Source organism: Paenibacillus anseongensis, from assembly GCF_009757995.1.
Lineage (GTDB): Bacteria > Bacillota > Bacilli > Paenibacillales > NBRC-103111 > Paenibacillus_E > Paenibacillus_E chondroitinus.
Window position 1 is genome coordinate 79668 of the sequence record NZ_WSEM01000015.1, and the last position, 13359, is coordinate 93026.

The 13359-nt window shown below is 45.9% G+C and carries 10 protein-coding genes; 5 read left to right on the forward strand and 5 right to left on the reverse strand.

Going from position 1 to position 13359, the window contains the following annotated elements:
* Positions 1-3 precede the first annotated feature (3 nt).
* Complete coding sequence (locus GON05_RS15140) at positions 4-1362, reverse strand: sensor histidine kinase (protein ID WP_181646550.1); 1359 nt, start codon at positions 1360-1362, stop codon at positions 4-6.
* A gap of 154 nt (positions 1363-1516) precedes the next feature.
* On the opposite strand from GON05_RS15140, the gene GON05_RS15145 reads away from it, so the two are divergent.
* Together GON05_RS15145 and GON05_RS15150 are read left to right on the forward strand one after the other, a co-directional pair.
* Positions 1517-2413, forward strand: coding sequence for a CPBP family intramembrane glutamic endopeptidase (locus GON05_RS15145; RefSeq protein ID WP_157319885.1), 897 nt, complete (start codon positions 1517-1519; stop codon positions 2411-2413).
* A 24-nt stretch (positions 2414-2437) separates the two neighbouring features.
* Entirely contained in the window at positions 2438-3418 is a 981-nt protein-coding gene (locus GON05_RS15150) for an aldose 1-epimerase (RefSeq protein ID WP_157319887.1), read from the forward strand.
* A 53-nt stretch (positions 3419-3471) separates the two neighbouring features.
* On the opposite strand, the gene GON05_RS15155 is transcribed toward GON05_RS15150, so the two are convergent.
* Together GON05_RS15155 and GON05_RS15160 are read right to left on the reverse strand one after the other, a co-directional pair.
* Positions 3472-3855, reverse strand: a complete 384-nt coding sequence (locus tag GON05_RS15155) for a YmaF family protein (RefSeq protein WP_157319889.1) — start codon at positions 3853-3855, stop codon at positions 3472-3474.
* A gap of 56 nt (positions 3856-3911) precedes the next feature.
* Complete coding sequence (locus GON05_RS15160) at positions 3912-6011, reverse strand: LTA synthase family protein (RefSeq protein ID WP_157319890.1); 2100 nt, start codon at positions 6009-6011, stop codon at positions 3912-3914.
* A 165-nt stretch (positions 6012-6176) separates the two neighbouring features.
* Here GON05_RS15160 and GON05_RS15165 point away from each other — a divergent pair, with 165 nt between their 5' ends.
* Positions 6177-7586: an MFS transporter gene (locus tag GON05_RS15165; RefSeq protein ID WP_157319892.1), complete on the forward strand. Its 1410-nt coding sequence runs from the start codon at positions 6177-6179 to the stop codon at positions 7584-7586.
* 96 nt (positions 7587-7682) lie between these two features.
* On the opposite strand, the gene GON05_RS15170 is transcribed toward GON05_RS15165, so the two are convergent.
* Together GON05_RS15170 and GON05_RS15175 are read right to left on the reverse strand one after the other, a co-directional pair.
* Entirely contained in the window at positions 7683-8339 is a 657-nt protein-coding gene (locus tag GON05_RS15170; RefSeq protein WP_157319894.1) for a DsbA family oxidoreductase, read from the reverse strand.
* 65 nt (positions 8340-8404) lie between these two features.
* A complete protein-coding gene (locus GON05_RS15175) occupies positions 8405-9226 on the reverse strand; it encodes an AraC family transcriptional regulator (RefSeq protein WP_181646551.1) in 822 nt (273 codons plus the stop codon).
* Positions 9227-9352: 126 nt separating this feature from the next.
* Between GON05_RS15175 and GON05_RS15180 the strand changes: the two genes are divergently transcribed.
* Complete coding sequence (locus GON05_RS15180) at positions 9353-11380, forward strand: beta-galactosidase (RefSeq protein ID WP_157319898.1); 2028 nt, start codon at positions 9353-9355, stop codon at positions 11378-11380.
* Between the two features lie 96 nt (positions 11381-11476).
* On the forward strand, positions 11477-12283 hold the full coding sequence (locus GON05_RS15185; RefSeq protein WP_181646552.1) for a pyruvate, water dikinase regulatory protein: 807 nt from the start codon (positions 11477-11479) through the stop codon (positions 12281-12283).
* The last annotated feature ends 1076 nt before the right edge of the window (positions 12284-13359 follow it).

Consider the following 13359-nt stretch of genomic DNA (forward strand, 5'->3'; position numbering starts at 1 on the left):
CCCTTAAGTTAGTATTCGGCTGCTTGGAAATGTAAGAAACACACTCGTTCCTTTCCCCGGTGAACTGCTAAGCTCCAAAGACCCTCCATGCTTTTTCATGACGCTATAGCAATAGGCGAGCCCAAGGCCGAAGTTATTGCGGCTGCCGCTTTTCGTCGTATAAAAAGGTTCCAGGACTTGTTTCAAAACATCTTTGTCCATCCCCATGCCGTTATCTTTGATTTCCAGGACGATATTTTTCTTCACGTGCAACGTGCGAATCATAAGCTCGCCATCATGCGGCATGGCTTCAATTGCATTCATCAACACATTCGTTAACGTTTCCGCCATTTGAATGCGGTCAATTTGAAGCGTTAAATTTTCAGCGATGTTCAAATGAACAGCGATGTTCGCAAGAAAAGGCTGGAGCGGGAGAAGTACCTCATTGATCAGCTCACCGATCGAAACAGAAGTGACCCGCAGGGGGAGCTCCTGTGTTTGTTCGTGGACCCGGGAAATCATATCGCGGATATGCCCGGAAGCTCCCATGACGACCTCAATGTCCTGCAAAAGCTCCGTTTGCTGGGTTTCTTCGGCATGCTGCTTCATTTTTTCCAGAAACAACCGCATTTTCCCGACATCATTTTTAATGGCATGATTTAATATAGCGGTCCCTGAGGTGATAGCACGAAGTGTCGAGTCCAGCTTACGACGTTCAATTAAAAGCCTCATCCCGAGGAAGCCGTATTTGAAAAATGTGTAAACGAAAAAAGGCACGACAAAAGCAAGAATCCATACGTGGTACACCCACATCCGGTAATAACCGAAACTTGGCATCACATAGTTCAGCACACCAACACAGAGGATTGGCGGCAAAAGCGCAAGACATGTAAATAAATGCGTTCGCTTTAATGCGGGTAGGCGCTCTGTTTTCATCACAATGAGCACGGAGCCAATGATAAAATAAGGCACTGCCCATAACGCGACGATGGGGAATGTAATCGGCATTTCCTCTGTGTATCCTGGTGTGAACAGAATGCACGCAATCGCAGGCAGCAGTAATACAATTGGCAGCCATTTGCGTAAAACGGGTTTCTGCCATGTCGTATTATAGCTGAGCGAGAGCATAGCGAACGAATAGGGCAAGCCATAATAAGAAATTAGCGAGCAAATCCCCATGAAGTGATAAAGCATGGTGCTGATTGAAGGATTAGGCACGGTTTGTTGGATGTAAGGGATGAAGGTTTCCGATAAGACAGCTGCAAGGGCGCCAAAACCACCCGTAAAAGCGATGGCGCTCATCCAACGCATAGTGCTCGACCGGGGATCGATCATCACAAGGCCAAGCGCGATAATCCATAATGCAAATAGAACGAACAGCATGAGTCCTCCGTAGACAAATCCAATATTTCCTCTATTGTGGCACGGAGCCAACAATTGCACAAGAGTTCCTTTACCGGGGAACTGGCAGGATTTAGGGCCTTTTTCGCGAATAAGTGGGAGAAAGGAGTGAAGCCTCATCGATGTAAAGAAGCGAATGTCCTTATCCATTCTGACCATTTTGGGCAAAGTACTCTTGTCCCTTGTTTTCATTGTTGTCATTACGGTCATCTTATCGATTGTGGCAGCGGTTATTGCGATTTTGAAGCAGCCGGAGCTGGAGAGGAGCATGGCCGCAGTTGCAGGCGATTCCTTTTTTATTAAGGCAGCTTTGTGGGCGCAGATTATTGGTTTCATAAGCGGCGTGTTTCTCTCGTATGGGATCTTTGAACGGCGCAAAGGATGGACACTAGGCATACAGAGTCGCCATTTTGCGAGACGATTAGGTGAAGGCTTCGTTACGGGGGCGCTCCTTATCACAGTCTCCTGCTTAAGCATCTGGCTGCTCGGCGGCATTAACGTCCAGTCCAATTCATGGACCGAATCGCTGCTGGCCGAATTAGTAGGGGGCTTCTTGTTGTTCATTGGCGTCGCTGTCAATGAAGAATTATTTGCCCGCGGTTATCTGCAGGGGCTAGTGAAAGAAAGGTTTGGTGCGACTGTTGCCATAACCATATCGACGCTTGTGTTCGCATTCCTGCACTCTTTCAACCCCGGGATGTGGAGCACGCCTATGCCGCTATTGAACTTGATTTTGGCGGGCTTGTTATTCGGTTTGTCCCGCGAGCTTTCAAAAGGTTTGTGGATGCCGATCGGCATGCACTTGTCGTGGAACTTTATTCAAGGCTGTATTTTTGGATTTCAGGTATCTGGCACACCGATGCCTTCAATTTTCAAAGTCCAAGATCAAGGCAGCGCGCTTCTTTCTGGAGGCAACTTTGGGGCGGAGGGCAGCTTGGTCACCACGATCATACTCGTAGTGGGGATACTGTTGGTCATGAGCTATTATGGACAACTAGCCAGAAGACAGACCTACAAAAAAATCTTATCTTAACCATAAACAAAGGAGGATTTAATAATGTCACGTTATGAACTTATCCACAGTGAATGGGACGGGGAGTCGACGCTTCGCCTCGTCGACCACGAAGCCCAAGCAACGGCCGAAATCATTCCGGCCGTTGGACTGCACCTGTTCCGCTTCGATGTGCGGAACCAGGCCTACATCGCGAAGCCAGCCAGCGTCGCTGAGCTTCGCGTCAAGTCTTCGCGCTACGGCGTGCCCATTCTGTTCCCACCGGGGCGCGTCAAGCAAGCGGCCTTCACCTTCGAAGGCCGCGAATACCGGCTCCCCGCTAACCGGGAGCCGGACCACTCCCACGGCGAGCTGCGCGAGCGGCCGTGGAAGGTCGTTGCCAGCGGCGCGGATGCCGCTGGCGGGGCTTATGTCTCCGCGGAGTTCAATATCGCGGAGCATCCGGACGTGCTGGCGTATTTTCCACACGCCGCACGCTTTCGCTTTACGTACCGGCTGAAGGACGGTACGCTGTCCCTCAGCGGTGAAATCGCCAATGAGAGCGGCAGCAAGATGCCGCTGTCACTTGGCTTTCACCCGTATTTCGCTTACGCGGACGGCGAAGCCAGCCGCATGAAGGTGTTGATCCCCGCGGCGGCAGAGTGGCCGCTCAGCGAGGATGGCTACGCCGCAGGCGAGCCTGCGCCATCGCCGCTCACCGCGGCGCTTCAGCAAGGCGAGCTCGTTACGGCGCTGCCTAGCTATCCAGGCGGCTCGCAGATGCTCAGCATCGAGCCGGGCCCTCAGACCTGCGAGATTCAGTATGAAGCTCGCGGAACCAAGCTTGTGTTCAACATGGGCGACAAGTTTCCCATTCATGTTCTGTTCACGGCGCCATGGACGAATGCCGTATCTCTGGAGCCATACACGAGCATCATGAACGTATTCAACGAGTCTTATGCACCCGAAATTTCCGGTGCACTGGGCTTAGCGGCAGGAGAGAACTTCACTTTCGAGTGGTCCATTCAAATCCAAACATTACAATAATACAGCGAGAGTCAAGAGGAGGCCGTCCGGCTTCTGAACTTGGCTCTTTTTTTTCACCAAGGTTCATAGCCAAAACCAGCCGTAGAATACCCGGAGTATGTATGCTGATGCAACTCAGAAATCAGTCCTGTTTTTTTAGCCGAGCTTACAAGTGCACCCCCTCTAGATGTGTTATATGCATTAAGTTCTACGATTCCCTCTAAAAAATGGATATGCGTGCCGTTTTGCAGCGGAATGGCAGGACCTGTCGTACCAAAATAATTATGGTAATGCCCATATCGAATGCCGGTAATCCCTTGGTATTGGTGAACATGGCCATCATAAGCAGTGCCATTTACATTAAAGGTATATAGGCGTAATAAATGATTATGATCGAGAGTCATGGATGTCATGGCCTTAAAAAAATGAACGTGAGCAGGCGGAACATAACTGTACAAACGTAAAACCCCCTTGGACGCAGGATATGGTTCATCCTATTCCAAGAGGGCTATCGTCATGACTGCGGAAGCGGGTATAAAGGTGACTGTCCAATTTTCATCTTTTTATCGTCATAAACCCGCACTTCGACCTGATGAGGCTTGTCGTTATCGAGAATCGGATTCTCTTTATCCGCCAGGTCAACATACAAGGTATCTTCACCGTCAAAGTTAGACTTAAACAACATACCATCAATATACACATTGCAGGAAGAATAAAAAGGCTTGCCCAAAACCTGCAATTTATTACCGCTGCGAGTTAATTTAGTAATGACCGGATCTCCATACCCTAACACATATCCAGGCTGAACGATTGTGTCTTTGAATCCTTTGGCCTCATACCCATAACGTCCGCCAAATAAATTGTCATACTGAAGCTTCATATACTCACTAAGATCACTTGCTTTGATGTTATATTTCTCCCACATGTCATTTGGCGGTATGACCGGAATCTTCTGCGATAAGTCATACAAATAATCGGTGTAGTAACTTCCTTTGACACCAGCCATGTGTAGGAGCTTTGGACCCAGGAACGAAGGACTCATCTTGAGATTCAATTGTTCTTGATCTGCAGGAAGGAAATTGTTCCATATCAAAAATGGCGTATAGTGAGTTTTTGTATATAGATCAGGATCGCCCTGAAGAACATATTTCGCATCGCGGTACACTTTGTAATCATCTTCAAAAAAAGGAAAGTGGTCGCCGAAAAACAGCAGAATCGTAGGCTCAGATTTTTTGGAGTAATAATCCACCAAGGACTGAAGCGCTTTGTCAGTTCCCGAAATACCTTGAGCATACGTTTCCAAAATACCTTTGGATTCCGAACTAATATCCCCCGTCACTTCAATCGTGTTTTTGCTGAACTTCCCTGGCTTGTAAGGATGATGATTTTCCATCGTGTTTGCAAAAATAAAATCAGGTCCCGCGCTTTTTTCAGTTTCCTCAATAATCTTCTTCACGACAGCCCGATCCGCATAGTTCGGCCCCTCAAAATCATTTGGGAAATACTCGCTGGAAATAAATCGCGAAAATCCAAAATCCATATACACCTTTCGACTATCAAAAAAATAGCTGAAGAAAGGGTTGATAGAAGTAGCGGTGTACCCTTGTCTAGTCATGATACTGGCCAAAGAATCAACGCCATGATTCATATATTGGATATAAGGAAGTATTTTATCCGGAGATTTGCCGAAAAACCGCATAGAATTACCGGATAGTACTTCGAATTCTACGTTTGCCGTACTGCCGCCGAATTGAGGAGACATCATCCAACCGCTCGTGTACGTTTTTTGAAGCTGGTGCAGGTTAGGGATCGGATCACGGCTAAATGTTACGTTTTTCATCAGTGTTGGATCCCAGAATGATTCTCCAAGCATGACGATGATATTTGGTTTTTTATCGCCTGCAGCCGGTTTCTCTGGAATTTTGGCTAAAATGTCCGCTATCGCTTTTTTGCTATAACCCTCCGGCTTAGCTACGTTCAGAAAGCCTAACATCTGCACGGATGAATAAAGGTATCCATTCTCATCATAGGTTATTGTTTGATCCCAGGGGACCGTGTAAATCCCGTAAAGATTCATGAATGGAATAGGCTTATCCATATAAAGGCTCGTCGCCATTACGATGGCAACAACAGCATAAATACCGCGTTCTATCCAGGTAAATCGGATACGTTGGCGGCGCAGCACCAAATGAAATAACAAAGCGAGCACTACGAGAAAGAGCGCGACAACTCCGAGTATTTTCAGATTGAGATACCCTTTCAAAAAGGGCACATAAGCCACAATTTGATTGTTAAAATAAAGATCCCACGGGTAATAAGGGGCTCCTATTGCCTTTAATTTACTTCCGCTAATAGTACCAAGCGGTAAAAGCACAGCGCAAAGCAGCCAGAAGGATAAACGACTTTTGCCGGTAACAGCAATAAGGAAGAGATACAAAGTTCCCACTACGAAGTAGGCAAGAACCATGGAGAGAGGGTGGTTCATCACCCATTTGTGGAGCTCTTCATACGAGCCGCGATCCAAATATTCGACCATCATCATCAGGAAAAAAGGCAAAATCACAATCATAATACGGGAGGGCAGCTGCTTGAGCCATTGAAGTAAAGTCGTCATTAAAGTAACTCCTGTTCGATTAGTGCAAGTCCATTCGTTCATTATCATATATCTTGATCAAAGAGGGAAGATATCCCTTGACAGATTAAACTATAACAATTAACATTACAGTTAATTGTAATCTAAAAACTTACAGATAACTGAAGGAAAGTGGAGGTGAAAACCATGCAACACGTTGCTTCTGCAACTGAGGTGGCACAAGAGAAGGTTATAGATGCCAAAAAGGCTGTGCCATGGATTATTTTTCTGATCTTTTTTGCTGTACTAAACGAAACAGTTTTCAACGTTTCAACACCCGAAATCGCTAAGCAGTACGGGATTACGCCGACAGGGGTTAGCTGGGTGCTCACTACGTTTATCATCTTTTTCGGGATTGGGTCCGTTATCTATGGACGGTTATCCGATATTTTTTCATTGAAAAAGCTGATTGTTGCCGGAATCCTCATCTATAGTATTGGATCTGCGCTTGGCTTTGTGCTTCAGGCCTGGTATCCCGCGGTCATATTTGCGCGCGCCGTGCAAGGCGCAGGAGCCTCAGCCATTCCAGCGCTCGTTATGGTCGTCGTTGCACGCTACTTTTCACCTTCGGATCGAGGAAAAGTTTTCGGGCTTTTAACTTCCACTGTTTCCTTTGCCATCGCCGTAGGGCCTGTAGTGGGCGGTTTTGTTTCCTCATCACTCCACTGGACGTACTTGTTCATTATTCCTTTGTTTACTCTGATTTCAATCCCGTTTTTTAATCAGATTTTACCTGAGGAAAAGCGCAAAGAAGGCAGTGTCGACATCCTGGGGGCGGCGCTCGTCGCATTTTCAGTCGCTGGCATTATCGTCTACTTATCTTTCCCTCATTGGTACTATTTGGCCGCGAGCCTAGCACTATTCATTTGGTTTATTTCTCATATTCTTAAAGCCAAAGATCCTTTTATTGAACCGTCGCTATTCCGAAATAAACTGCTGCGTGGCGGTTTAATCGTTGGATTCCTCGTATTTTGCACCGTCATGGGGATCATGTTTGTCATTCCGCTCATGTTGGCCAAAGTGAATGATCTTGGCACGAGCACAATTGGGCTTATTTTGTTCCCAGGGGCCATGTGTGCCGTTATTTTTGGTACAATTGGCGGAAATTTGGCGGACAAAAAGGGAAATAACTTTGTCGTGTTTATTGGTCTTGGGCTTTTGGTGATCAGCCTTGTGGCCATTGCTTTCTTGGTTGGCCATTCCCCATGGTTCATTTCTGCGGCGCTTCTTCCTACTTATGTCGGCTTCTCCTTCGTGCAAACGGCACTGGCGAACCGTGTCTCTTTGACGCTGAGTGTGAGTGAAACCGGAGTGGGTATGGGACTTTTCAATCTTATCAGCTTTATTTCAGGGGCTGTAGGAACGGCACTTGTCGCCAAATTGTTGGATGGCGGCATGATGGAGTTTTACAAGAATCCTGTTCTAAATTCTGTAACAGCAATTCCTTATAGTAATCTGCTCATCATTTTTGCGGCAGTGATCATCGTTAGTGGATTGTTCTACTTGCGAATATTCACTAAAAAAGCAGCAGGAGAATCATCTGAAGCAGCAGCCTAAATTGCAAATAAAAAAACCGACAGCTTTTCTTGGAGAAAAGCGAGTCGGTTTTTTTTGCTGCACAATTTTATGATTCGTTTTTATAATTCGTTTTTATTACTCGTTCTCATTACCGTTTTCGTCAGGTTGCTCAGCGCTAATCTGCTGTAGGGCCTGAAGGAGCGTCGCGGATGGCTGTGCGCCAGTAAGCGCATATTTTCGGTTTATCACAAAAAAGGGAACGCCGGTTACACCTGCTTGCCTAGCGAACTCAAAATCATCTTCAACCTGTTCCAGCCCTTCTTTCGCGTCCAAAAGCGATTTTGTTTTCTCGCGGTCCATACCGAGTTGTTCTGCTGTGGCCAGCAGCTCATCCAAATGTCCAATGTCTTTGCCATCTTCAAAATAAGCTTTAAATAATGCGTCTACGACTGGTTTTTTTAACTCTTTAGGTGCAATTGCAATCAGTTGGTGAGCTTTTAGCGTATTCGGCATTTTCTCAACTTTGGAGAAGTCAAAATGCAAACCTGAGGCTTTGCCTGCTTGAGTGACCTGCTGCAGCATACCGTTTAATCGATCCTCGTCGGCTTGCATCTTTTTGTGCATGACCTCGCGGAACGGAGAGCCTTCTGTTGGGGTATATGGATCTAGTTGAAACGCGCGATAGTGAACTTCAACCGGCTCCGCTGTGAAATTGGTTAGAGCATCTTCCATATTCTTTTTCCCGATACGGCACCAAGGACAAACAATATCTTCAAAAATTTCTATCATCATAAAGAATTCAAACTCCTTCGATAAAAAAATAGTAACTATATTTTCATTATATACGATTAGGTTCTTTAATTCATCTGTCGGAATCTTTCCGGTGTCAGTCCGACGTGCTTGCGAAAGCTGGCTACAAAGTGGCTCGTATCACGGAACCCAACGTATTTAGCCACTTCCTTGACTGTTTTTGAAGGTTGGTGAATGAGGATTTCTTTGGATTTGCGAAGCCTCATCCGAATTAGATAAGAGTAAGGAGAGAGCCCGAAAGCGTGCTGAAACAACGTGTTCATATGCCGAGGTGTTATGGCTAACACTTCAGCCATTTCTTCAAGACTTGTATCAGGGTTATGATAATGAATTTCAAGCCACATCAGTAAAGGTTGTAAAAGAGCAATTTGATTGCGAATCGAAGTGCGGTTATTGACCTGACCATGTTTCTTAAGCTGAATGAAAAAATGATATAAATCGGCTGAGGCGTCATACCCGGAGTACTCGGAGCTTGTATCCATATGTTTGATTATTTGACCTATTACCGTATTCATTGGACCACCCAAATCCCACCTGTAAACAGCAGAATCCAACAGATCTAATGTGCCAAGGATGGCTTCAATACAAGCTCCGCCAAAGGTGACATACTGCGTGCACCATAATTCTGTAACGGCATAATAAGAATGCGGAACTCCCGGTAACATGAAAACACCCGTACCTTCCGGCAGTGAATATTTTTTGCCATCCAGGATGAACTCTCCTTCACCGGCATAGGTTTGGAGCCAATGATAATTGGGGAAGCCCTCCGGTCTAACCAATTTTTCCTGATCCTCATGATGTCCAATACTTTCAATAAAGATTGGAAACGGTTGCGCAGCTGAAGGCGTTAATTCATATCTTTTGTGCATGAGTGAGTCCACCTGTTCCATTTTATTATATGAGTATGTAAAAATATTATATTTTAAGATGAAAAATAATCCAATACAATGGATTTATTCTTATATTTATTTAACCAATTTGATGAGGTGGCCGTTATGATCAATGAGAAACTCCCCAAAATTTGGTACGGCGGAGACTACAATCCCGAGCAGTGGGATAAAGAAGTCATGGATGAAGATCTACGCATGTTTAAACTTGCTGGAATTGATGTAGCGACCGTTAATGTTTTTTCGTGGGCGAGATTGCAAAAAAATGAAGACACATACGATTTTGAATGGTTAGATGAAATCATAGACAAGCTTTATGAGAACGGGACTTATGTTTGCTTAGCTACGAGCACAGGGGCTCATCCTGCTTGGATGGCGCGTAACTATCCGGACGTTCTCCGTGTTGATTTTGAAGGAAGGAAGCGTAAATTTGGCGGGAGACACAACTCTTGCCCAAACAGCCCTACTTATCGTAAATACTCTACGCTCCTCGCTGAGAAGCTGGCAGAACGTTATCAAAATCACCCTGCCATCTTAATCTGGCACATTTCAAATGAATACGGCGGGTATTGTTACTGTGAGCAATGCGCAGACGGTTTCCGCAGTTGGCTTCAAGAACGCTATACGACAATTGAAACATTAAATAAAGTTTGGAATACAAGCTTTTGGGGTCACACCTTTTATGAATGGGAAGAAATCGTTTCTCCAAATGCTTTGTCAGAAGAATGGGGAGTGGATAACACCAATTTCCAAGGCATTTCACTGGATTATCGCAGATACATGTCTGATAGCATGCTAGAATGTTATAAGCTTGAATACAACGCTATCAAAAAACATACGCCTGATCTTCCAATCACCACAAATTTAATGGGGTTATACAAAGAATTGGATTATTTTAAATGGGCCAAATATTTGGATGTGATTTCTTGGGATAACTATCCATCCCTGGACACGCCGATCAGCTTGACAGCTATGACGCATGACCTTATGCGGGGGTTAAAACAAGGACAACCCTTCATGCTAATGGAACAAACGCCAAGCCAGCAAAATTGGCAGCCCTACAACTCACTCAAACGTCCAGGCGTAATGAAACTTTGGAGCTATCAAGCTGTGGCCCGCGGTGCGGATACCGTCATGTTCTTTCAACTTCGAAGATCGGTCGGAGCATGTGAAAAATACCATGGAGCCGTCATCGAGCATGCCGGTCATGAGAATACGCGAGTATTTCGCGAATGTGCGGAGCTGGGGGCTGAGTTGCAAATACTCTCGGATAAGCTGCTGGATACCAGAGTCGAAGCAAAAGTAGCTATCGTATTTGATTGGGAAAACCGTTGGGCAGTCGAACTTTCTAGCGGGCCAACCGTCGCGCTGAAGTATGTGAATGAAGTCCATAAGTACTACGACGCGCTTTTCCAGCAAAATATCCAAGTTGATATGATTGGTGTTGAAACCGATCTATCTGGCTATGACATCGTCATTGCACCAGTTCTCTATATGGTTAAAAAGGGCTACGCAAAACGTGTCGAAGAATTTGTACATGCAGGTGGGACATTCCTCACCACATTCTTCAGCGGTATTGTCAATGAGAACGACATCGTCACCTTAGGCGGTTATCCTGGTGAGTTGCGCAAAGTACTGGGAATTTGGGCTGAAGAAATCGATGCCTTATTCCCCAACCAGTCCAACCAAATCGTCATGAGAGAGCGGTGGGGAGAACTGAAAGGCGAATATCCATGCGGCATACTTTGTGATCTAATCCATTCAGAAGGCGCGGAGATCAAAGCCGTTTATGGCAGCGACTTCTATGCAGGAATGCCTGCCCTGACCGTAAACACATACGGTTCTGGCCAAGCCTGGTATGTAGCAACTAGCCCGGAACCTTCATTTTTACAAGGACTCATTCGCAATTTGTGCCAGAACAAAGGAATTATTCCGCCTGTAGCACCTGTTACAGGAGTGGAGATATCCGTAAGAACTCGAGATACAGACACCTATATGTTCCTTCTTAATCATAATGATCATGAGGAAACAGTGGATCTAGGAGATCTCAAAGCAACAAATATGATATCCAATCACCAAATAGAAAACACCATCGCGCTCCCGGCAAAAGCAGTTATCATTCTAAAAAAACATTAGCCATTAGCGAAAAACCTCTGTCGCTTTAAAGGATAGAGGTTTTTTTGCATTTTTGGTATAATTTCACGTATAGTAGGTTCAAAGGGGAGGTGCAGAGTGACCGAACAACAGCAGCTGTTTATTTGCTCAGATTCAATTGGAGAAACCGCCGATGCCGTTGCCAGAGCTACCGTTCGTCAATTCAATTCCGAACAGATGAGAATTAAACGTTACGGTCATATCAGCCAACAAAGTGAAATCGTTCAAATGCTGCAGGAAGCAGCTGCAGCCGGGGGCTTCGTGGCCTATACATTTGTGCAGCCCGAGCTTCGCGAAACCATGAAAAATGAAGCGCAACGCCTCGGTGTGCGAACCGTTGATATAATGGGACCGATGTTGGAAGCATTTTCAGAAACGTATGGACACCTACCTAAGCGTAAACCGGGTTTACTGCACGAAATGGACGCCGATTACTTCCGCAGAGTAGATGCGATCGAATTTGCCGTCAAATACGACGATGGCAAAGATAACCGCGGCATGCTTCAAGCCGAAGTTGTACTTATCGGAGTTTCACGCACTTCCAAGACACCACTAAGCATTTACCTAGCACACAAAGGAATTAAATCTGCTAATCTTCCTATTATCCCAGAAATAAAGCTACCACCGGAGCTTTTCAAAATCCCAAGCAAACGCATCATCGGCCTCACCATGGACGCCAACCAAATCCTGCAAATCCGTCTCGAACGTCTCAAAGCCGTCGGCCTCCCGGATGGTTCCCAATACGCCACCTTCCGCCGCATCCAAGAAGAACTCGACTATGCCGAGTCCATTATGAAGCAGCTCGGCTGCCCGATCATCAACGTCACCAACAAAGCAATCGAAGAAACAGCTGGAATTATCCTAGATCTTGTTTCATTCAGATAAATGAAATCCTTCTCCATAAACGATGCCCAATGAACTCTACCGGGTTCATAGGCATCTTTTTTATTTTCCGCCCAACGAACCGATGCGCACCGTCCCCCCCCAGGCTTTCTCGCATACTCAACCTACAGAAAACATCGACATCTACAACAACCCGCACCTCAGCACTTCGCACCAACGTATCGATCCGCATCTTACCTCTAAGCCCCCAAGCATACCCAACCTACAGAAAGCACCGACAAACACGATAACACTCGCTCCAGCGCACCGCTTCAACGTGCCCATCCAAATCTTATCTCCAACGCCCAAGAATACCCGACCTATTGAAAGCACCAACAGTCACAACAATCTTGCTCTAAGCGCACACCCTATCAACGTGCCGATCCGCACCGTACCGTACCGCCAACCGTCAACTCATACCCAACCTACAGATTGCATCAACATCCAAAATAAACCGCGTCCAGCACATACCGCCCCAACATAACGATCCGCACTATACCGCCAACCGTCCTAGTATACCCAACCTAAAGAAAGCTCCAACATCCACAACAACTCGCGCCCCCGCGCATATCGCCCTAACATAACGATCCGCACTGTAGCGCCAACCGCCATAGCATACCCAACCTACAGATAGCACCAACATCCACAACAACTCGCGCCCCCCGCGCATACCGTCCCAACATACCGATCCGCATCTTATCCGAGCCCCCAAGCATACCCAATTACTAATAGCACCAATAACCACATCACTCGCCCCAGAGCACATTCATAGTTACCTTCAGCACAACACTACCGCGTCAATCTACTGTCTAACACTGAACCCACACTTACTTCTGTAACCTGAGCAAGCTCAGATAACGACTCCATATAACTTGATTTAGCAAAATCTGTCGTATCTACAACAAGGAATTGTCGGTTTGAATTAGCCTTTTATTAGTTATGAATCTCAGCACCACCTAAACAGTGTTTTTAATACTTTTGCATATATCACAGAAATTGTATTTCACCGACTTATTCTCATCCAACTAAGGGGCCAAAATAAAAAAAACTTCCAATTCGAACATATGTTTGGTATAATG

What these genes read in the sequence shown, in the direction of transcription:
- GON05_RS15145 (WP_157319885.1), top strand. Translation starts at nt 1,517, where the DNA reads ATGTCCTTATCCATTCTGACCATTTTGGGCAAAGTACTCTTGTCCCTT.
- GON05_RS15165 (WP_157319892.1), top strand. Translation starts at nt 6,177, where the DNA reads ATGCAACACGTTGCTTCTGCAACTGAGGTGGCACAAGAGAAGGTTATA.
- GON05_RS15160 (WP_157319890.1), bottom strand. Translation starts at nt 6,011, where the DNA reads ATGACGACTTTACTTCAATGGCTCAAGCAGCTGCCCTCCCGTATTATG.
- GON05_RS15150 (WP_157319887.1), top strand. Translation starts at nt 2,438, where the DNA reads ATGTCACGTTATGAACTTATCCACAGTGAATGGGACGGGGAGTCGACG.
- GON05_RS15180 (WP_157319898.1), top strand. Translation starts at nt 9,353, where the DNA reads ATGATCAATGAGAAACTCCCCAAAATTTGGTACGGCGGAGACTACAAT.
- GON05_RS15140 (WP_181646550.1), bottom strand. Translation starts at nt 1,362, where the DNA reads ATGCTGTTCGTTCTATTTGCATTATGGATTATCGCGCTTGGCCTTGTG.
- GON05_RS15170 (WP_157319894.1), bottom strand. Translation starts at nt 8,339, where the DNA reads ATGATGATAGAAATTTTTGAAGATATTGTTTGTCCTTGGTGCCGTATC.
- GON05_RS15175 (WP_181646551.1), bottom strand. Translation starts at nt 9,226, where the DNA reads ATGCACAAAAGATATGAATTAACGCCTTCAGCTGCGCAACCGTTTCCA.